The sequence below is a fragment of the Sphingomonas leidyi genome, assembly GCF_011761945.1.
In the GTDB taxonomy this organism is placed as follows: Bacteria; Pseudomonadota; Alphaproteobacteria; order Sphingomonadales; family Sphingomonadaceae; genus Sphingomonas; species Sphingomonas leidyi.
Map to the genome: position 1 here is coordinate 783,646 of NZ_JAASQV010000001.1, position 18,255 is coordinate 801,900.

Below are 18,255 nucleotides of genomic sequence, written 5' to 3' on the forward strand. Positions count from 1 at the left end.
CCGGCGGGGTGCGAGCCCCGCCGGCCGTTCCTCACTCCGCGTCTCTCGACTCCCTTCGAAGCGCGGCGCCGTGCGGCTCACCAGCCCCAGGGGCGCTCGCGATACCATTGGGTGACGACATATTTCAGGCCCGCGCGCACCTTCATCGCATGGTGGAGAGTGGAGGGGTTGGGCGTGCCGTCCGGGCGCAGATTGTTCCAGGCGATCACCTTGCCGGTCTCGGGCTGGATGATCTTGTCGATTGCCTTGAACCGCGTTGCGCCGCCGGCTTCGACTTCGTTGAGATAGAGCATCACCGTCCAGGTCCGCTGCCCGGCAACCGCGCAATATTTCTCGAAATCGCGGCCCTGTGGCTCGAAATAGTCGGTGTGCGCCTTGAACTCCTGACCGATGTCGTAGCGCTGGCCCTGCATCGGCTCGCCATGGGTGGGATCGAGCCCGGTGAACGCCGTCATGCGCCGTTTCAGCTCCATCACCACCGGATCGTTCGAATTGAAGTCGCAGGTCTCGCTGGTGCGGAAGGCATAGTCGTCGTTCGCGTCGGCAATGGTCGAAGGGCGCCGCTCCGCATCGATCTTGATCATGAGGAGCTGGCAGAGCTCGGGTTCGAGGAAGTTCTTGGCGATGAACATCGCGATCTTGGGATGCGGCACGCGCTGTACGCCGGGCCAGCGCATGATATGTTCGACGACCGGCTCGGACGGGTGGCCGGCGCCGAGATTGAGGAGCGGGGAGGCGGCATCTTGCATCGCGGCTTTCTGCCAAAAGCCATGCCGCGGCGCCAGTATCATGCCGCGGCGCCAGTATCATGCCCTGGCGCTAGTATGACGCGAAATCGTCATAAAAGCGCAAGCGTCATGTCACATGATATGCCTAGCGCATGACGCTTCGCAGTGGGGACCCTATGGACATGGAAACCGAAGCGCCGGTGCCGGTGGCGGATACGCCCCAGCCGCCGGTCTTTCCGGCCCCCCATGCCGAATCTCCGGCGGAAGCGCTGATCGCCGAGGGGCGCCGCCGCCGCGCCTCGCACATCCATCTCGAGATCGGTCCCGCCGGCGCCACGGTGCGCATGCGCGTTGCCGGCCAACTCACCGAGCCGCGCCGCCATCACGCCGATCGCACGCTCGCCGCCGCGCTCCGCAGCCTTGCGGAGGTGTCGGTGCTGGCGCAGGGCGAAGCGGAACGCTTCGTGCTGCGGCTGGACGGCGGCGAGCGGCGCGAGCGGGCGTTCGAGGCGATCGGGATGAGCCGCGCACTCGTCGACACGCTGCTGCCGGCACTGCGCCGGGGCGGCCTGGTGCTCGTCGCGGGGCCGGCGGGCTCGGGCCGCAGCACCACGATCGCGACGTTGCTCAAGCATTTCTCGGGCTCGACTCGCCACATCGCGACGATCGGCACCTTGCCCGTCGAAGGCGCGACGCGCATCGAGGGGTGCGCCGGCGCCGCCGCGATCCGCGCCGCGCTGGAGCAGGATCCGGACGTGATCGCGCTCGACGGCCTCGACGGGCGCGAAGCCGCCGCCGCGGCGGCCGAAGCGGCGGAGGCCGGGCATCTCGTCCTCGCTGCGATCGATGCGCCCGATGCCGTTTCGGCGATCCGGCGAATGCGCGACTGGCGCGTCGAGCCGTTCCGCCTCGCTTCCACCGTCGCCGCGGTGCTCGCCCAGCGCCTGGTGCAGCGGCTTTGCCCGGATTGCCGCCGCCCGGTGCAGGCCCAGGGATCGGTTTCGGCGCTGCTCGGTTTCGATTCGGGCGCGATCGTCTATGCGCCGGTGGGTTGCGAGAGCTGCGAGGGCACGGGCTTCGCGGGCGAGACCGGCGTGTTCGAGGCCATCGTCGCGGATGGCGCGATCCGTCGGCTGATCAACGACGGCGGAGACGAGGCCATTCTCGCGCGGCATGCCTTCCTGCGCGCGCCCAACCTCGGATCGGCGGCGCGGGCGCTGGTGCGCGAGGGGCTGACCACGCCGGAAGAGGCCGTGCGAATTTCACGCGGATAATTGCCCGCAATTATCTTGCGCTTCGCATCGGCCCCCGCTAAGCGCGCCTTCTTCACGGCGGTTGTAGCTCAGTTGGTTAGAGCATCGGTTTGTGGTACCGAGGGTCGCGGGTTCAAGTCCCGTCATCCGCCCCATTTCTTCCCCTCGTGACCGCGCGCGGCACATAGACGTGCGGCACTCTCCGCAGGAATGTAGCGCGTGATCACCGACTGGGGCTTCCCCGATTTCGACGACCATGAGGGCGTCCACCTGTTCAGCGACCGCGAGTCGGGGCTGAGCGCAATCATTGCGGTCCACTCGACCAAGCTTGGCCCCGCGGCCGGCGGGGTGCGTTTCTGGCATTATGCCGACACCCGCGCCGCGATCACCGACGCGCTGCGCCTGTCGCGCGGCATGAGCTACAAGAATGCGATGGCGAATCTGCCGCTCGGCGGCGGCAAGGGCGTGATCCTGGCGAGCCAGCCCGGCGCGACCGTAACCACGGCGCAGCTCGAGGCGTTCGGTCGCGCGGTCGAATCGCTGGGCGGCCGCTATGTCACTGCCGAGGATGTCGGCATGTCCGAGGCGCGGATGAAGGTCGTCGCGACTCAGACCCGCCACGTCTCCGGCCTGCCCGTTGCGGAAGGCGGGGCAGGCGGCGATCCCGGTCCGATCACTGCGCGCGGCGTCTATCTGGGCGTGAAGGCGGCGGCGAAGCGCGGCCTCGGCGCCGATTCGATGGCCGGGGTGCGCGTGGCGATCCAGGGCGTCGGCTCGGTGGGCGGCGGCGTCGCCCGGCTGCTCGCCAAGGAGGGCGCGAAGCTGACCCTCGCCGACGTCAATGCCGAGCGTGCCAAGGCGCTTGCGGCGGAACTCGGCGGCACGGCGATCGACGCGGCGGACATTCTCGGTATCGAGACCGACATCCTCAGCCCCAACGCGCTCGGCGCGATCTTCACCGAACAGTCGATCGCGGCGTTGAAGACCACCGTGGTGGCCGGCGGCGCGAACAACCAGCTCGCCACGCGGGCGGACGGCCAGCGGCTTCATGATCGCGGCATCCTCTATGCCCCCGATTATGTGATCAACGCGGGCGGCATCATCAATGTCGGCCTCGAATATCTGGGGCAGGGCAACATGGCCGAAGTGATGGCGCGCGTGGAGAAGATCCCCGAGCGCCTGGTCGAAGTGTGGGACGAGAGCGCCCGCACCGGCGACCCGCAGAGCGAAGTGGCCGATCGCATCGCCCAGCGGCTGATCGGGCGCTAGGGCGCAACCCGGACGGCGAATATCGGCGTTCCCGCAGGCGGGGATCCAGGGCAATATCGGAAGGCGATGCCATCGCGCGAACGCCTTCCGGAGCGGGTGTGACGTGCCACGCCCGCTCGGCGCTTGGCCCTGGACGCTCGCCTGCGCGGGGACGACGAAGGAAATCGAGGGCCAGGCCGGGTTTTGATCCCGGTCCAGCCGCCGCCTCGGCGAACGCCCGGATCGCGGTCCGGCCGGGATGATTTTTCCCCGGGGCCAGAAAAATGGCATGGGCATGTCACATCCGGAGCGCCCGTCTCGTCATGCATGCGTCCAACCAAGGAGATGCATGATGACTGCCCGACTCGACCTGTTCGCCGCCGCCCCCGCCGAGATGAAGGCGTGGTACGAGATGTCGCTCAAGATCGCGCCCAAGCTCGAGCATGGCCTGCTCGAACTGGTGAAGATCCGGGCGTCGCAGATCAATGGCTGCGCCAATTGCCTCAACATGCACGTTGCCGATGCGCGCAAGGCCGGTGAGACCGAGCAGCGCATCTATCTGCTCAGCGCCTGGCATGAGGCGCCATGCTATACGCCGCGCGAGCGCGCCGCGCTGGCATGGACCGATGCGCTCACGCTGGTATCCACGGCGCGGGCGCCCGAGGATCTCTATCGGGAGCTCGCCTTCGAATTCAACGAGGAGGAGCAGGTGCAATTGACCTTGATGATCAACGCGATCAACGGCTGGAACCGGCTCGCGGTGGCCTTCAACCTCTTCTACGAGGGCAAGCCCGCGGTGGCGGCGGCGTGAGCGGCGCGGACGCAGCGGCGAGCTTCGATCCGCTGCGTCCGCGGCTGGCGCGCATCGCCTATCGCATGCTCGGCTCGGTCGCGGACGCGGAAGACGTGGTGCAGGATGCGTTCCTGCGCTGGCTCGCCACCGATCGCGACGAGATCCGCGAGCCCGAGGCGTTCCTCCGCCGCGTGGTGACGCGCCTGTGCCTCGATCAGCTCAAGTCCGCCCGTGCCCGGCGTGAAACCTATGTCGGCCCCTGGCTGCCCGAACCCGTCGTCGAGGCGGAGGAGGAAGTGGAGGATGTGACGCTGCCGCTGCTGATGGCGCTGGAGCGCCTCTCGCCGCTGGAGCGCGCGGCCTTTCTTCTCCACGACGTGTTCGGCGTGAATTTCGACGAGGTGGGCGAGACGATCGGCCGGGATCCCGCCGCCGCGCGCCAGCTCGCCAGCCGGGCGCGCACCCATGTCCGCGCCGCCCGGCCGCGCTACGATCTGCCGAAGGAGAAGGGGCTGGAGATCGCCGCCGCCTTCTTCGCCGCGTCGCGCAGCGGCGACATGGGGGCGCTGCGCGGCCTGCTGGCGGCCGATGTGTCGCTCTGGTCGGATGGCGGCGGCAAGGTGCCGGCGGGCCTGAAGCCGATCCATGGCATCGAGGACATGATCAAGCTCCACAGCTCGCTCGCACGCTTCTTCGCCAAGGAGATGTCGCGCGTGGTGCGCTACGGCAGGATCAACGGCCTGCCGGGCTTCGTCACGATCGAGCCGGGCGGCGTGCTCCAGACGACGGCGCTGGCGATCGAGGACGGCCGGATCACGGGCATCTACGTGATGCGCAACCCGGACAAGCTGGGGCATCTGGGCGCGGTGCACTAGGTCGATCCCATCCCGCTCCAGGTGCGGTATTTGCGACCCCTCGCGCGGCCGGCGGGATCCTGTCGCTGGATATCGCGAGGCCATGGATTCCCGCCCGGAACCTCGCTAGTCATCGCGCGTGCCCGTCTTGCATGCCTTTGCCAATCCCGCGCGCTTCCTCAAGATTGCGCGGCCGCTGACGCCGATCCTGTTCTGGCTCGGCGTGGCGCTGGTGGCGTTCGGCTGCTGGGCCGGGCTCACGCTTACGCCACCCGACGCGGTGCAGAAGGAAAGCGCGCGCATCCTCTACATCCATGTGCCCAGCGCCTGGCTGGGCATGGGCGGGTGGAGCGGGCTGGCGATCGCGTGCCTGAGCTATCTCGTCTGGCGGCATCCGCTGGCGAGCGTCGCGGCGCGGGCGATCGCCCCGGCGGGGGCCACTTTCGCGGCGCTCTGCCTGCTCACCGGCTCGATCTGGGGGCGTCCGACCTGGGGCACCTGGTGGGAGTGGGACGGACGGCTGACGAGCATGCTGCTGCTCTTCTTCGTCTACATTGCCTGGATCGCGCTGGATCGCGCCGATGCCGAGCGATCGGGCGACGGGCGGGTGCCGGCGCTGTTCGGCGTGGCGGGCAGCGCGCTGCTCCCCATCGTCCATTATTCGGTGATCTGGTGGAACACGCTCCACCAGGGCGAAAGCGTGCTGGCGGGCAAGATCCACCCCTCGCTGCTCTGGCCGCTCTTCTTCACGCTGGGCGGCTTCACCCTGGTCTTCGCCGGGGTGGTGCTGATGCGGATGCGGGCTATCCTGGCGGCGCAGAAGGTCGAGGCGCGGCTGCGGCGGATGGCGGCGGCATGAACCATTGGCCCTTCATCACTGCCGCCTATCTGCTGGTGCTGCTCGGCACCGGCGGGCTGGCGGCGTTCAGCTATGCCGCGATGCGCCGCGCCGAGGCGGCGGCCGCGGCGCTGCGGGGCGGCCGCGAATGAAGCCCAAGCATCAGCGGCTGGTGCTCGTGCTGCTCGCGCTGGGGGCGATCCTCGGCGCGTCGGCGCTCGCCATGTCTGCGCTCCGCGACCAGGCGGCGTTCTTCTATGCGCCGGGCGACGTGAAGGGAAAGCCGCTGCCGCTCGACCGGCATGTCCGCCTGGGCGGCATGGTCGAGAAGGGTTCGATCCGGCGTGCGGCCGACGGCGTTTCGATCCGGTTCGCGGTGACCGACGGCCAGGCGGTGGTCCCGGTCGCGTTCCGCGGAGTGACGCCGGACCTGTTCAAGGAGGGATCGGGCGTGGTGGCGGAAGGGCGGTTCCAGCCGGACGGCAGCTTCGTCGCCGACAATATTCTTGCCAAGCATGACGAGCGCTACATGCCGCCCCAGGCCGCCGGCAACATGCACGAGACGAAGACGCTAGCCCAATGAGGATGTGGCAATGATCGCCGAAGCCGGCCTTGCCGCGCTGTGGCTCGCGACGGGCTTCGCGCTCGTGCAGGTGCTGCTCGCCTGGGGCGCGGCCAAGGGCGCCGACCAGGCCGGCGGGCCGATGGTGATGGCGGCGCTTCGCCGCGTCGCGATCGTCCAGGGCCTGCTGGCGCTCGCCGCCTTCTTGCTGCTGGTCACGCTGTTCGTGCAGTCGGACATGTCGGTGCTGCTCGTCGTCGAGAACAGCCATTCGATGAAGCCGCTGATCTACAAGATCGCCGGTGCCTGGGGGAATCACGAGGGCTCGATGCTCCTGTGGGTCACCGTGCTGGCGATATCGGGGGCGGGCGTGGCGCTGTTCGAGAAGCGGCTGCCCCGCGGCACGCTCGCCGCGACGCTGGGTGCCCAGGCGGCGATCGCGATCGGCTTCTATGCCTTTCTCGCCTTTGCCTCCAACCCGTTCGTCCGGGTGAGCCCGCCGCCGCTCGACGGGCAGGGGCTCAACCCGCTGCTGCAGGATCCTGGGCTCGCCTTCCACCCGCCGACGCTCTATCTCGGCTATGTCGGCCTGTCGGTGGCGTTCAGCTTCGCGGTGGGCGCCCTGCTGATGCGCGACGTTGGCCCCGCCTTTGCCCGGGCGATGCGGCCCTGGGTGCTGGCGGCCTGGATATTCCTCACCATCGGCATCACCGCCGGCAGCTATTGGGCCTATTACGAGCTCGGCTGGGGCGGCTGGTGGTTCTGGGACCCGGTGGAGAATGCCTCGCTGATGCCGTGGCTGGCGGCGACGGCGCTGCTCCATTCGGTGAGCGTGCTCGCCACCCGCGACGGCCTGCGCGCCTGGACGGTAATGCTGGCGGTGGTCGCCTTCTCGATGTCGATGATCGGCACCTTCCTGGTTCGTTCGGGCATCCTGATCAGCGTCCATGCCTTTGCGGTCGATCCCACCCGGGGCGGCTTCATCCTCGCCCTGCTCGGCCTCTATATCGGCGGGGCGCTGGCGCTGTTCGGCGCGCGGATCGGCACGGTGAAGCAGGGCGCCACCTTCGAGCTGGTCAGCCGCGAAGGTGCGCTGGTGCTCAACAACCTGCTGCTCTCGGTGATCCTCGGCGTCGTCTTCATCGGTACGCTCTACCCGCTCGTCGCCCAGGCTGCCGGCGTCCAGCTCTCGATCGGCGCGCCCTTCTTCGAGAAGGCGGCGGTGCCGGTCGGTCTCGCGCTCGTCGCCGCCACCGCGGCGGGGCCGCTGCTCAAATGGCGCCGCGACCAGTGGAACGCGCTGTTCGGCAAGCTGCTCGTGCCCGTCGGCGTGGCGGGCATCGCCTTCGCCCTGGTCTTCGCGCTGGGCGGGGCGCAGTGGCTGCCGGCGCTGGTGCTCGGACTGGCCGCCGGCCTGGCCGTTGCCAGCGTCCTCCCGCTCATCCGTCGCAACCTGCGCCGCACGCCGCTGCACCTCTACGGGATGGCCGTCGCGCATCTCGGCATCGCGGTGAGCATCGCCGGCATGGCCGCGGACGGTGCGTTCAAGGTCGAGCGGCTGGCGGCGATCGCGGTTGGGCAGAACGTCTCCGTCGGCCCATATCGCGTCGAGCTGCTCGGGGTGCGGCCCGCGGTGGGGCCCAACTGGTCGGCGCTCGAGGCGCATCTCAAGGCGACGCGCATCGGGAGTGCGCCCTTCGACCTCTTCCCGCAGCAGCGCTTCTTCGCCAACCCGCCGACCAACACCAACGAGGCCGCGATCGCGACCGAGCTGGACGGCCAGCTCTACACCGTGATCGGCCAGGGCGACGGCGAGGGGCGCTGGCAGATCCGGGCGTGGTGGAAGCCCTTCGTCACGCTGATCTGGGCGGGCGGGGCGATGATCGCGCTGGGCGGGCTGCTCTCGCTGATCGGGCGAGTGCGGCGGGAACGGCGCGATGCGGAGGAGGCGGCATGAGGCGATTGCTGATCTGGGCACCGCTGGCGCTGTTCGCCCTGATCTTCGGGCTGGTCGCGGCCGGGCTGATCAAGCCGGCGGACCGGACGATCCGCTCGGGGATGATCGGCAAGCCGCTGCCCGAGCTCGCGATGAAGCCGCTGCTTCCCGGGCGGCCCGGCATCGCCACTGCCGACTTCGCTACCGGCAAGCCGCGCCTGCTCAATGTGTTCGCCAGCTGGTGCATCCCCTGCATCGCCGAGGCGCCGCAGCTGCTGAAGCTCAAACAGGCCGGGTTGGAGATCGATGCGATCGCGATCCGCGACACGCCGGACGCGGTGCGGGCCTTTCTCGCGCGGAACGGCGATCCCTATGCCCGGATCGGCGATGACCCCACCGGCAAGGCCCAGATCGCGCTCGGCTCGTCGGGGGTGCCCGAGACTTTCCTGATCAACGGCCGGGGCGAGATCGTCGACCAGCATATCGGCGATATCCGGGCGGACGATATTCCAGCGATACTGCGCAAGCTCGAGGCGGCGAAATGAGGCTTGCGGCCTTCCTTCTGGCGCTGCTCCTGGCGGCCCCCGCGGCGGCGGATTCGAACCGGCCGCCGGCGGCGCTGGCCTATACCCAGCTGCCCGACGCGGCGCAGGAGGCCAGGGCCAGGGCGCTGATGGAGACGCTGCGCTGCCTCGTCTGCCAGGGCCAGTCGATCGCCGATAGCGATGCCGAGATGGCCGGAGACATGCGCGCGCTGGTTCGCGAGCGTATCGCCAGGGGCGAGCAACCTGCGGCAATCCGCGGATACCTGATCCAGCGCTACGGCGACTATGTCACCTATGATCCGCCATTCAGCTGGGTGACCGCACCCCTCTGGATGGCGCCGGTGCTGCTGCTGGTCATCGGCCTGTTGCTGGCGCGGCGCCTGTTCCGCAGAAGGGGGGCGTGATGGGCTGGGCGATGCTCGCCTCGATGGCCGTCGTCGCGGTGCTGGCGCTCGTGCTGCTGCGCTATCCGCGCAAGCTGTGGACCGTCCCCGCCACGGCGCTCATGCTCGGCGCCGCAGGCTATGCCTGGCAGGGCAGTCCGGGCCTTCCCGGCCATCCCGTCGTGCCCGGCGGGCAGCGGGTCGCGGTCGACCAGGGGCTGATCGACTTGCGGGACGCGATGTTCGGCAAATACGGCACCTATGCCTGGAGCTATGGCAATCTGGCCGACGGCATGCTCCGCCAGGGCGATCGGGAGCGGGCAGTGAAGGTGTGGCAGGGCGCCGTGCGGCAGGTGCCCGGGGATGTCGCGCTATGGACCGGCTTCGGTTCGGCGCTCGCCGAATATGATGGCAACCAGATATCGCCGGCCGCGCAATTCGCCTTTGACAAGGCGCTGGCGCTGAGCCCCGAGCATCCGGGGCCGCCCTTCTTCTACGGGCTCGCGCTGATCCGTGCGAATCGCTTCGCCGAAGCCGAGCCCTGGTGGGAGAAGGCCGTGGCGCTGACGCCGGAAAAGGCAAGCTACCGTCCGGCGCTGGTGGCGCGGCTGCTTACGCTGGAGATGTTCCTGCAGGAGCAGGCCCGGCGAGAAGGGCGGCCGGCGGCCGGTCCGGCCCGCTAGGACATCAAGGGCTCGATCCCGGTTCCGGACCGGGCTAGCTGGCCGCTATGAATATGATCCAGCCCATCCGGATTCGCCGCGCGCATGCAGGGGATGCGCCGCGCCTGAAGGCCATCTTGCAGGACAGTTTCGAGAGCACCTGGCTACCGGTTCTGACGCCGGCCGCCGCGGCGAGCTATCGCATCGAGGCGCGCGGGGCACGCTATGTCGAGGACAGCCTTGAGGCGTTCCGGGTTGCGGAGGTCGAAGATGTCGTCGCCGGCTTCGTACATTGGCAGGACGATTTCGTCGAAGGCCTCCATGTTCATGGGGACCATCGGCGACAAGGAGTCGGCAGGCTTCTGATGGATTGCGCCGAGCGGGCGATGGCCCTGGAGGGTTTCGCGGCGGCGCGCCTAGAGACCGACAGCTTCAATGTTGCCAGCCAGGCATTCTATCTCGGCCGCGGTTATGCCGAGCAGGCGCGCTATCCCGACGAGGAATGGGACAGCGGCTTCACGACCATCCTCTACGTCAAGCGGCTCGATCGCGGTCGGGACCCCGGGGCCGAATGAAACGAGCCGGGAAACGACGATCGTTCCCCGGCTCCGTGATCCTGTCCGAAGGCGCGATCAGCCCGCCCAGGCCTGGTAGGGCAGGTCGAGATCGTCGGCGACCGCCTTGAACGCGATCTTGCCCTTGTAGACGTTGAGGCCGTTGGCGAGATGCTTGTCGGCCTTCATCGCGCCCTCGGCGCCGAGGTTCGCCAGCTTGAGCACGAACGGCAACGTCGCGTTGTTGAGCGCGAAGGCCGAGGTGCGGGCGACTGCGCCCGGCATGTTGGCGACGCAATAATGGATCACGCCGTCGACTTCATAAACCGGGTTGTCGTGCGTGGTGGCATGGCTGGTCTCGAAGCAGCCGCCCTGGTCGATCGCGATGTCGACCAGAACCGAGCCGCGCATCATCGTCTTGAGCATGTCCTTCGTCACCAGCTTCGGCGCCGCGGCGCCCGGCACGAGCACCGCGCCGATCACGACCTGCGCGGTCTTCACCGCCTCGGCGATCGCGGCCTTGCTGGCATAGGCGGTCTTGATCTGGCTGCCGAAATGCATGTCGAGCTCGGCCAGCCGCTCGTTGTTGATGTCGTAGATCGTCACGTCGGCGCGCTGGCCGGTGGCCATCTGCGCCGCGTTGATGCCCGATACGCCGCCGCCCAGGATCGCGACCTTGCACGGCGCCACGCCCGGCACGCCGCCGAGCAGTTCGCCGCGGCCGCCCTGTTCCTTCTCGAGATAGTGCGAGGCGACCTGGATCGACATGCGGCCGGCAACTTCGCTCATCGGCTTGAGCAGCGGCAGCGCGCCCGAATTCGACGTCACCGTCTCATAGGCGATGCAGGTCGCGCCCGAGGCCATGAGGCCCTCGGCCTGGGGCTTGTCGGCAGCCAGATGGAGATAGGTGAAGAGGATGTGGCGCGGCTCGAGCAGCGCGATTTCCTGGGCCTGCGGCTCCTTGACCTTCACGATCATGTCCGAGCCCGCGAACACCGCGGCGGCGTCCGGCGCGATCTTCGCACCGACCCTGATATAGGCTTCGTCGTCGAAATCGATGCCGGTGCCGGCCTTGGTCTCGACCAGCACTTCGTGGCCGGCATGAACCAGTTCGGCCACGGAAGCCGGGGTCAGGCCGACGCGATATTCGTGATTCTTGATTTCCTTGGGAACGCCGATGCGCATGGGAACCTCTCCATGAATGCTATTGGCGCGCAGAATATAGCATGGCGAGCGGGGAATCCCTGCAAAGATATGACAGGGATGTGCGTTGCGTGCATGGAATTGCTGCAACGGGCATGGAAATCGGCTATCCATGCAACATGGACAGGATCGACGCAGCTATCCTCAAGTCGCTGGCCGCCGATGCGCGAGCGCCGGTGAGCGCCGTCGCCGCACAGGTGGGGCTGTCGCAATCGGCCTGCACGCGCCGGATCCAGGCACTGGAGGCGTCGGGCCATGTCCAGGGCTATGGGGCCCGCCTGGGGCATCGCCGGCTCGGCTTCCGGATCACCGCGCTGGTCGACATCACGCTGGGCACGCAGGTGGAGGAGGACCTGGCGCGGTTCGAGGCGGCGGTGGCGCAGATCGACGGGGTGGTGGAATGCGCACTGGTTTCGGGCGGGCAGGACTATCGGCTGAAGATCCTGGCGCGCGACCTGGACGATTATGAGCGGCTGCACCGCGAGCATCTGGGGAGACTGCCCGGCGTGGTGACGATCAATTCGAGCTTCGTGCTGCGCGCGGTGCCGACGCGCAGCGAGGCGGAGGCGCTGTTCGGGGGCGGGCGGTAGCCGGCTTGCGAGAGTCCTCCGCCCGGGAACCCTTCAACCCCTTGCGCGCCCGCCTGCGCGTAACGACATTCGTTGATTGCCGATGCTGCGCGTGCTAACCGCCCGCGCACTTTGAAGATCGAGAACGCAGGTCGCATGACCAGGTCCGTTTCCTCTCTGACGCGACACCCGCGCCCGTGAACACCCCTTCCGAGGGAGCCGCCGAGTCGGCTCCGGCACAGATCGACGCGCCCGCCGCGCATGCCCACAGCCATGACGCGACGTGGAAGCTCGCGATCGGCGCGATCGGCATCGTCTTCGGCGATATCGGCACGAGCCCGCTCTACGCCTTTCGCGAGACGTTCGACGGCCATCACAAGCTGGCGCTCGACACGCTCCACATCATGGGCGTGATCAGCCTGATGTTCTGGTCGATGATGGTGGTGGTGACGCTGAAGTACGTCACGATCATCATGCGGGCGGACAACAAGGGCGAGGGCGGCAGCCTGGCGCTGCTGGCGCTGATCTCGCGCAGCAGCGGCAATCCCAAGCGCTGGACGCAGGGCATCGTGCTGCTCGGCGTGTTCGCCACCGCGCTCTTCTATGGCGATTCGATGATCACCCCGGCGGTGTCGGTACTTTCGGCGGTGGAGGGACTCGCCGTCGCCGCGCCGGGATTCGGCAGGCTGGTGCTGCCGATCGCGGTGGTGATCCTGGTGCTGCTCTTCTCGATCCAGCGGACCGGCACCTCGCGGGTCGGCACGTTGTTCGGGCCGATCATGCTCCTCTATTTCCTGACGATCGCGACGCTCGGCACGCTCAGCCTGGTCCAGACGCCGACGATCCTCAACGCGCTTCTCCCGCACCATGCCTTCCTGTTCTTCGCCGAGGATCCGGTGCGGGCCTTCCTGGCGCTCGGCTCGGTCGTGCTGGCGGTGACCGGCGCCGAGGCGCTCTACGCCGATATGGGCCATTTCGGACGCAAGCCGATCCGCATCTCCTGGCTGTGGTTCGTGCTGCCGGCGCTCATCCTCAACTATATGGGGCAGGGCGCGCTGCTGATGCGCGAGGGCCATGCGGCGCTGCGCAGCCCGTTCTACATGCTCGCGCCCGAGGTGCTGCAGTTCCCGCTCGTCATCCTGGCGACGATGGCCGCGGTCATCGCGTCGCAGGCGGTGATCTCGGGTGCCTTCTCCGTCACCCAGCAGGCGATCCAGCTGGGCTTCGTGCCGCGCCTGCGCATCGAGCATACCAGCGCCTCCACCGCCGGCCAGATCTACATCCCGCTCATCAACTGGGCGCTGATGATCATGGTGATCCTGCTGGTGCTGGTGTTCCAGACCTCGTCGAACCTCACCGCGGCCTATGGCATCGCCGTCACCGGTGCGATGTTCATCGACAATTGCCTGCTCGCGGTCGTGCTGTTCGGGCTGTGGAAGTGGAAGAAGCGCTATGCGATTCCGCTGCTCGCGGTGTTCTTCACCGTCGACCTGGCCTATTTCGCCGCGAACCTGACCAAGGTGCCCGATGGCGGCTGGTTCCCGCTTTTCGTCGGCTTCGTCGTGTTCACGCTGCTGACGACCTGGTCGAAGGGCCGCCAGCTGATGATCAATCGCCTCCGCGAGAGCGCGATGCCGATCAAGATCTTCATCACCTCCGCCGCCACCACGGCCACCCGGGTGCCCGGCACCGCGGTGTTCATGACCTCCACGCCCGAAGGCGTGCCGCATGCGCTGCTCCACAACCTCAAGCACAACAAGGTGCTGCACGACCGGGTGATCCTGCTCACCGTGAAGATCAAGGACGTGCCCTATGTCTCCGACGAGAACCGGATGATGATCGAGGATCTGGGCAAGGGTTTCCACCGCATGATCCTGGCCTATGGCTTCATGCAGGAGGCGGATGTTCCCGCGGCGCTCAAGTCGGTCAACGCCTGCGGCGCCGAGTTCAAGATGATGGAGACCAGCTTCTTCCTCGCGCGCCAGACGCTGCTGCCCTCCGCCCGGCCGGGGATGATGATCTGGCGCGAGAAGCTGTTCGCCTGGATGCTGCGCAACGCCGAAAGCGCGATGGAGTTCTTCCGTTTGCCCACCAACCGCGTGGTCGAGCTGGGCAGCCAGGTGGAGATTTGAGCGAGAGGCCGGCGCCGCTGGTCGTCACCGCGCTGTTCGGGCGCCAGGATCAGGCCTGGTTCAACGCGTTGCGCCGCGCGCATTATCCGCCCGAGCGTAACGTGCTCGATGCGCATCTGACGTTGTTCCACCAGCTGCCGCCTTCGGCGGCGGAGGAGCTCAAGCACCGGCTTTCGGTGGAGACCCGCGGCGTGCGCGCGCCGCGGGCCAAGGTGATCGGGCTGATGTCGCTGGGCGGCGGCGTCGCCTATCGAATCGAGGCCCCCGAGCTGGTCGCGATCCGAGAGGGGCTGGTCGATGCGTTCACCGGGCTGCTGACGCCCCAGGATGCCGGCCGCTGGCGACCGCACGTCACCATCCAGAACAAGGTGCGGCCAGTGCTGGCCAAGGCGGTGCTGGCCGCGCTGGCGCGCGATTTCACGGCCCGCGAGGTGGAAATCGCGGGGCTGGCGAGCTGGCATTATCGCGGCGGACCGTGGGAAATGCATTCGCGTCACATGTTCGCTTGACCTGCGATGAGGGCGGACCTATTGGGCCCCCTCGCTTCGGCGACAGCCTCTTGGGGCGGAGTAGCTCAGCTGGTTAGAGCAGCGGAATCATAATCCGCGTGTCGGGGGTTCAAGTCCCTCCTCCGCTACCATTCTTGGTAAGTCATTGAAAATAAATGACTTCATTCGTCGCGGCGGCTGCTGCGGCATATCCGGCGATATGCTTAAGTACCTGAAATACGGCGGCTATTGGGTGGGAAGCGGTCGTTCGGTGCCCGGCTTGCCGAGCGCCCTCAGGCGCTCCAGCGCCTGGGGAAAGCGGCGCGACAGCGGCACGGTCAGGGCGTCGATCTCGACTGCATAGTCGCCGGAGCCTTCCGGCCTCAGCCCCGTAACCTGCGCTGCGTTGACGACCCAGGATCGATGGGTGCGCACGAAGCCGCGTGAGCCAAGCTCTTCCTCGAGGACCGAGCGCGGCGAGCGCATCATCAACCTGCATCCGTCGCGCAGGATGACGAAGTTGCGCGGGTCGCCCGATAGCGCAGCTATACCATCGTAGCGTTGAACCATACCGATCATCCGGAATAGTCCGCGGTGCAGGACAGGGACGGTCGAACGGCTCGCCTCCTGCCTGTGCAACCAAGGGGATCTGATGAACCCGCGAACCGGCAACCCGTCGGACGATTGCGAGGGCAAGCCTATGCCTTGCCCCGCGTCGCCCGGCCCCGACCATGTTCGGGATGGCGGCAGATCGAGAAACCTCGACGCGGCGGTGCCGGCGGCGAGCTGATCGCTGTCGCCTCCCGGGCTGCTCCCGAGGAGGCAAGGATGAATCCCTGACCATTCGATCGGCCGCCCGGGACGGCGCGCCGACGATATCCGCACGGACCGCGCAGCCGGGCCGTTGCCGAGCAAGAAACATTCTCGACCGCGCGCCACCTCCCGCTGCTTCGCCGGCGGGAACGGTGCAGCGCGCCCGTCTTCAGAAAGCGATTCCCGTGATCCAGTTCCCGAAATTCCATGTCGGCTGCACCACATCCGCGCTCGCCATGGCCCTGTTTGCCGGCATGGCCGTGCCGCCTGCCCGCGCGCAAACTTCCGATACCGCCGCCACGCCAGACACGGAAACGCCGCCGGCCGCGGAAATCGTCGTCACGGCGGCCCGCCGGGAGCCTGCCGGCGCCCTGCATCCGCTCGACACCGGCGGCTATGCGCTGACCAGAAGCGACTGGTCCGACGTGCTTTCGGGAACCAGCGCGCTGGCGCTGGTGAAGAACCTCCCCGGCGTCACCTTCACTTCCACCGATGCCTATGGCCTCGATCTCTCGGACGGGTTCCTGCTGGTACGCGGTTTCCGTCAGAACGAACTTGCGATCACCTTCGAGGGCATTCCGCTCAACGATGGCAGCTATGGCAGCGTGACCGGCACCGCCCCGCTCAACATCGGCGTCGCGACCGACATCGCTTCGGTCAACATCTCGCCCGGCTCGGCGAGCGTGAGCACCTTTTCGAACACGGTGAACGGCGGCGAGATGCGCTATGCGATCGCCGATCCCAAGCCGCAATTCGCGCTGGATGTCACCCAGGGTTTCGGCGCCAACAACAGTTTCGTGACCAGCGCCACCGTCAACACCGGCCGGATTGGCGAGGCGGGGCCGCGCATGCTGTTCGGCATCGAGCGGATTTCGAAGGACAAATATACCGGCGCGGGCACGCAATACATGCTGCGCGCGAACGCAAAGCTGGTTCAGGACGTCCCATGGGGTGATTTCACCGCATTCCTCTCCTTCGCCCGTGCGGAGATCTGGGGCTACAACAACACCTCGTTCGACATGCTGTCCAAGCTCGGCTGGAACGGCACCGACATCTCCTATCCCGATTATGCGCGCGCGGTGTTCGTCGCATCGCCCGAAAATGCCGGTCGTTCCTGCGGCGCCTATAGCTGCGGCGAGCTGGCATCGCTCATCCCCTATGACACGGGCCAGGCGACCGACGATTTCGTCGGCAATGTCACGCACCACTTCAATCTGACCGACCGGCTCTCGGGCAGCGTGATGGGCTATGCCGCGATCAGCAAATCGAACATCGAGATTGCCGATGTCTCGACGCCCTCGCAAACCGGCGCCCCCTTTTCCGCGCAGGTATGGCAAACACGGCCACGGCGTTTCGGGGGGACGATCGAACTGACCTGGAAGGGGGACCGCCACACCCTTTCCGCCGGCGCGTGGATCGAGCGCATCTCGTCGACCTCGCGCTTTGCGTCGTATAACGAGCCGATGCCGGGGCAAGGCGCGCCGCTCAGGGCGATCGGACCGTATGATGTCTACGGGGCGGCTTTCCAGATCGCCAATGATTCGCGCTGGAGGACCCATTCGCTCCAGGCCTATGTTCGCGACGTCTTCAAGCCGAGCGAGACGCTGACGATCGACGCCGGGTTCAAGGCGGTGGACTTTTCGACCGACGGCGGCGGCATCGGCCCCGATCGCGCGCCGAGCGGGCGGCTGGCGACCACCGATCTGTTCCTGCCGCGGCTGTCGATCGACTGGCGGCCGAACGCGCGCACCGCCCTCTACCTCGATATTGCCAAGACGGCGGTGGGCTATCGCGTTTCCTCGCGCGGCAATATCGGCCCGGTGTCATCGGCCTGGGCGGCGGATAGCCAGGAATTGTTCGACGCTGCGCTCGGTACGCTGAAGCCGGAGAAGGACTGGAACTTCACCGTCGGCGGCTATCGCCGTTTCGGCCCGTTCAGCATCAATCTCGACGCCTATTACGGGATCATCCTCAATCGCCTGCTGAATGGAACGAGCGGGCCGCAATTCAATCCGGTGCGCACCGTCGGGATCGTGCCGCGATCGGAGTTGATCGGCGCGGACGCGATCATCGGCTGGAAGCCCTTCGCGTGGTTGGATATTTCGCAATCGGTTTCGGTCAGCAAGCTTCGCTACCAGAGCGATCTCGTCCTGGCCGGGGACGTCACGCCGCTGAAGGGCCATTTCCAGCCGGGCTATCCGGGCGTCTCGCTGGTCACCCAGATCGGCGTGAAGCACGGCCGGTTCGACGCGGGCGCGACGAGCACGCTCTATCTCGACAATCCCTTCACCTATGGCAACGACATCTATGTACCCAATTACTGGCAGGTGAACGCGCACGCTTCCTATCGCCTGCCGAAATTCGGGCGCATGCCGGAACTAACTTTCCGTATCGACGCCAACAATGCGTTGAACCGCAACAATATCGGGTCGGTGGGAATCGGCGGCTATTCGGTTTCCGGGGACTATCAGACCTTCATGCGGTCAGCTCCCCGTCAATTCCTGCTCAGCATCAGCGCCAGAATCTGATCCTTGGAGGAAAATGATGTCACCGAATCATTCCCATGCCTCCATCCGACTGTGGCTTCGTCTATATTTGCGGCTGCTCACGCGGCTGGAGGCGGCGCTCCCCCGTCGCCGAAACCATATGGTCGCGGCGAAGGTGCAGGCATGGATCGACGCCGAACACGCCCGC

Annotated in this window: 19 protein-coding genes and 2 tRNA genes; 18 read left to right on the forward strand and 3 right to left on the reverse strand. The window is 67.3% G+C overall.

The window, feature by feature from the left end; translation table 11 throughout:
• Positions 1 to 77 precede the first annotated feature (77 nt).
• Positions 78 to 749: a prolyl hydroxylase family protein gene (locus FHR20_RS03895; protein ID WP_167298301.1), complete on the reverse strand. Its 672-nt coding sequence runs from the start codon at positions 747 to 749 to the stop codon at positions 78 to 80.
• Positions 750 to 904: 155 nt separating this feature from the next.
• Between FHR20_RS03895 and FHR20_RS03900 the strand changes: the two genes are divergently transcribed.
• The 13 genes from FHR20_RS03900 (at position 905) to FHR20_RS03950 (ending at position 10,377) form a co-directional block, all read left to right on the forward strand.
• Entirely contained in the window at positions 905 to 2,002 is a 1,098-nt protein-coding gene (locus FHR20_RS03900; RefSeq protein WP_167298302.1) for a GspE/PulE family protein, read from the forward strand.
• 57 nt (positions 2,003 to 2,059) lie between these two features.
• A tRNA-His gene (locus FHR20_RS03905) sits at positions 2,060 to 2,136 on the forward strand.
• 64 nt (positions 2,137 to 2,200) lie between these two features.
• Positions 2,201 to 3,250 carry a Leu/Phe/Val dehydrogenase gene (locus FHR20_RS03910; RefSeq protein WP_167298303.1) on the forward strand — a complete coding sequence of 350 codons (1,050 nt, stop codon included), beginning with the start codon at positions 2,201 to 2,203 and terminating at the stop codon, positions 3,248 to 3,250.
• A 331-nt stretch (positions 3,251 to 3,581) separates the two neighbouring features.
• Positions 3,582 to 4,040, forward strand: a complete 459-nt coding sequence (locus FHR20_RS22660; RefSeq protein ID WP_208413388.1) for a carboxymuconolactone decarboxylase family protein — start codon at positions 3,582 to 3,584, stop codon at positions 4,038 to 4,040.
• Positions 4,037 to 4,897, forward strand: coding sequence for a sigma-70 family RNA polymerase sigma factor (locus FHR20_RS03915; protein ID WP_286712951.1), 861 nt, complete (start codon positions 4,037 to 4,039; stop codon positions 4,895 to 4,897). The genes FHR20_RS22660 and FHR20_RS03915 overlap by 4 nt, the downstream gene beginning before the upstream one ends.
• Positions 4,898 to 5,015: 118 nt before the next feature.
• Positions 5,016 to 5,735 carry a heme ABC transporter permease CcmC gene (gene ccmC, locus FHR20_RS03920; protein ID WP_167298305.1) on the forward strand — a complete coding sequence of 240 codons (720 nt, stop codon included), beginning with the start codon at positions 5,016 to 5,018 and terminating at the stop codon, positions 5,733 to 5,735.
• Positions 5,732 to 5,866, forward strand: a complete 135-nt coding sequence (locus FHR20_RS23000; protein WP_279589386.1) for a hypothetical protein — start codon at positions 5,732 to 5,734, stop codon at positions 5,864 to 5,866. The genes ccmC and FHR20_RS23000 overlap by 4 nt, the downstream gene beginning before the upstream one ends.
• Positions 5,863 to 6,297: a cytochrome c maturation protein CcmE gene (gene ccmE, locus FHR20_RS03925; RefSeq protein WP_167298306.1), complete on the forward strand. Its 435-nt coding sequence runs from the start codon at positions 5,863 to 5,865 to the stop codon at positions 6,295 to 6,297. The genes FHR20_RS23000 and ccmE overlap by 4 nt, the downstream gene beginning before the upstream one ends.
• Before the next feature lie 10 nt (positions 6,298 to 6,307).
• The gene (locus FHR20_RS03930; RefSeq protein WP_167298307.1) at positions 6,308 to 8,233 is read left to right on the forward strand and encodes a heme lyase CcmF/NrfE family subunit; all 1,926 of its coding nucleotides are present in this window, start codon (positions 6,308 to 6,310) and stop codon (positions 8,231 to 8,233) included.
• Complete coding sequence (locus FHR20_RS03935; protein WP_167298308.1) at positions 8,230 to 8,757, forward strand: DsbE family thiol:disulfide interchange protein; 528 nt, start codon at positions 8,230 to 8,232, stop codon at positions 8,755 to 8,757. The genes FHR20_RS03930 and FHR20_RS03935 overlap by 4 nt, the downstream gene beginning before the upstream one ends.
• Complete coding sequence (locus FHR20_RS03940; protein WP_167298309.1) at positions 8,754 to 9,161, forward strand: cytochrome c-type biogenesis protein; 408 nt, start codon at positions 8,754 to 8,756, stop codon at positions 9,159 to 9,161. The genes FHR20_RS03935 and FHR20_RS03940 overlap by 4 nt, the downstream gene beginning before the upstream one ends.
• Positions 9,161 to 9,823, forward strand: coding sequence for a tetratricopeptide repeat protein (locus FHR20_RS03945; protein ID WP_167298310.1), 663 nt, complete (start codon positions 9,161 to 9,163; stop codon positions 9,821 to 9,823). Before FHR20_RS03940 ends, FHR20_RS03945 begins: the two co-directional genes overlap by 1 nt.
• Positions 9,824 to 9,876: 53 nt before the next feature.
• Positions 9,877 to 10,377: a GNAT family N-acetyltransferase gene (locus FHR20_RS03950; RefSeq protein ID WP_167298311.1), complete on the forward strand. Its 501-nt coding sequence runs from the start codon at positions 9,877 to 9,879 to the stop codon at positions 10,375 to 10,377.
• Between the two features lie 57 nt (positions 10,378 to 10,434).
• Here FHR20_RS03950 and ald read toward each other — a convergent pair whose 3' ends face one another.
• Positions 10,435 to 11,541, reverse strand: coding sequence for an alanine dehydrogenase (gene ald / locus FHR20_RS03955; RefSeq protein WP_167298312.1), 1,107 nt, complete (start codon positions 11,539 to 11,541; stop codon positions 10,435 to 10,437).
• Positions 11,542 to 11,678: 137 nt separating this feature from the next.
• Here ald and FHR20_RS03960 point away from each other — a divergent pair, with 137 nt between their 5' ends.
• The 4 genes from FHR20_RS03960 (at position 11,679) to FHR20_RS03975 (ending at position 14,900) form a co-directional block, all read left to right on the forward strand.
• Positions 11,679 to 12,149, forward strand: coding sequence for an Lrp/AsnC family transcriptional regulator (locus FHR20_RS03960; RefSeq protein WP_167298313.1), 471 nt, complete (start codon positions 11,679 to 11,681; stop codon positions 12,147 to 12,149).
• A 221-nt stretch (positions 12,150 to 12,370) separates the two neighbouring features.
• On the forward strand, positions 12,371 to 14,260 hold the full coding sequence (locus FHR20_RS03965; protein WP_167299358.1) for a KUP/HAK/KT family potassium transporter: 1,890 nt from the start codon (positions 12,371 to 12,373) through the stop codon (positions 14,258 to 14,260).
• Positions 14,257 to 14,769 carry a 2'-5' RNA ligase family protein gene (locus FHR20_RS03970; protein WP_167298314.1) on the forward strand — a complete coding sequence of 171 codons (513 nt, stop codon included), beginning with the start codon at positions 14,257 to 14,259 and terminating at the stop codon, positions 14,767 to 14,769. The genes FHR20_RS03965 and FHR20_RS03970 overlap by 4 nt, the downstream gene beginning before the upstream one ends.
• Positions 14,770 to 14,823: 54 nt before the next feature.
• Positions 14,824 to 14,900, forward strand: a tRNA-Met gene (locus FHR20_RS03975).
• Between the two features lie 94 nt (positions 14,901 to 14,994).
• On the opposite strand, the gene FHR20_RS22665 is transcribed toward FHR20_RS03975, so the two are convergent.
• A complete protein-coding gene (locus tag FHR20_RS22665; protein ID WP_208413389.1) occupies positions 14,995 to 15,327 on the reverse strand; it encodes a LytTR family DNA-binding domain-containing protein in 333 nt (110 codons plus the stop codon).
• Positions 15,328 to 15,746: 419 nt separating this feature from the next.
• Between FHR20_RS22665 and FHR20_RS03985 the strand changes: the two genes are divergently transcribed.
• On the forward strand, positions 15,747 to 18,089 hold the full coding sequence (locus FHR20_RS03985) for a TonB-dependent receptor plug domain-containing protein (RefSeq protein WP_167298316.1): 2,343 nt from the start codon (positions 15,747 to 15,749) through the stop codon (positions 18,087 to 18,089).
• Positions 18,090 to 18,255 lie beyond the last annotated feature (166 nt).

Bases quoted from the DNA above. Each gene is read 5' to 3' on its own strand.
- FHR20_RS03895 (WP_167298301.1), bottom strand. From the start codon at position 749: ATGCAAGATGCCGCCTCCCCGCTCCTCAATCTCGGCGCCGGCCACCCG.
- FHR20_RS03900 (WP_167298302.1), top strand. From the start codon at position 905: ATGGACATGGAAACCGAAGCGCCGGTGCCGGTGGCGGATACGCCCCAG.
- FHR20_RS22660 (WP_208413388.1), top strand. From the start codon at position 3,582: ATGACTGCCCGACTCGACCTGTTCGCCGCCGCCCCCGCCGAGATGAAG.
- FHR20_RS23000 (WP_279589386.1), top strand. From the start codon at position 5,732: ATGAACCATTGGCCCTTCATCACTGCCGCCTATCTGCTGGTGCTGCTC.
- ccmE (WP_167298306.1), top strand. From the start codon at position 5,863: ATGAAGCCCAAGCATCAGCGGCTGGTGCTCGTGCTGCTCGCGCTGGGG.
- FHR20_RS03930 (WP_167298307.1), top strand. From the start codon at position 6,308: ATGATCGCCGAAGCCGGCCTTGCCGCGCTGTGGCTCGCGACGGGCTTC.
- FHR20_RS03935 (WP_167298308.1), top strand. From the start codon at position 8,230: ATGAGGCGATTGCTGATCTGGGCACCGCTGGCGCTGTTCGCCCTGATC.
- FHR20_RS03940 (WP_167298309.1), top strand. From the start codon at position 8,754: ATGAGGCTTGCGGCCTTCCTTCTGGCGCTGCTCCTGGCGGCCCCCGCG.
- FHR20_RS03945 (WP_167298310.1), top strand. From the start codon at position 9,161: ATGGGCTGGGCGATGCTCGCCTCGATGGCCGTCGTCGCGGTGCTGGCG.
- FHR20_RS03950 (WP_167298311.1), top strand. From the start codon at position 9,877: ATGATCCAGCCCATCCGGATTCGCCGCGCGCATGCAGGGGATGCGCCG.
- ald (WP_167298312.1), bottom strand. From the start codon at position 11,541: ATGCGCATCGGCGTTCCCAAGGAAATCAAGAATCACGAATATCGCGTC.
- FHR20_RS03960 (WP_167298313.1), top strand. From the start codon at position 11,679: ATGGACAGGATCGACGCAGCTATCCTCAAGTCGCTGGCCGCCGATGCG.
- FHR20_RS22665 (WP_208413389.1), bottom strand. From the start codon at position 15,327: ATGATCGGTATGGTTCAACGCTACGATGGTATAGCTGCGCTATCGGGC.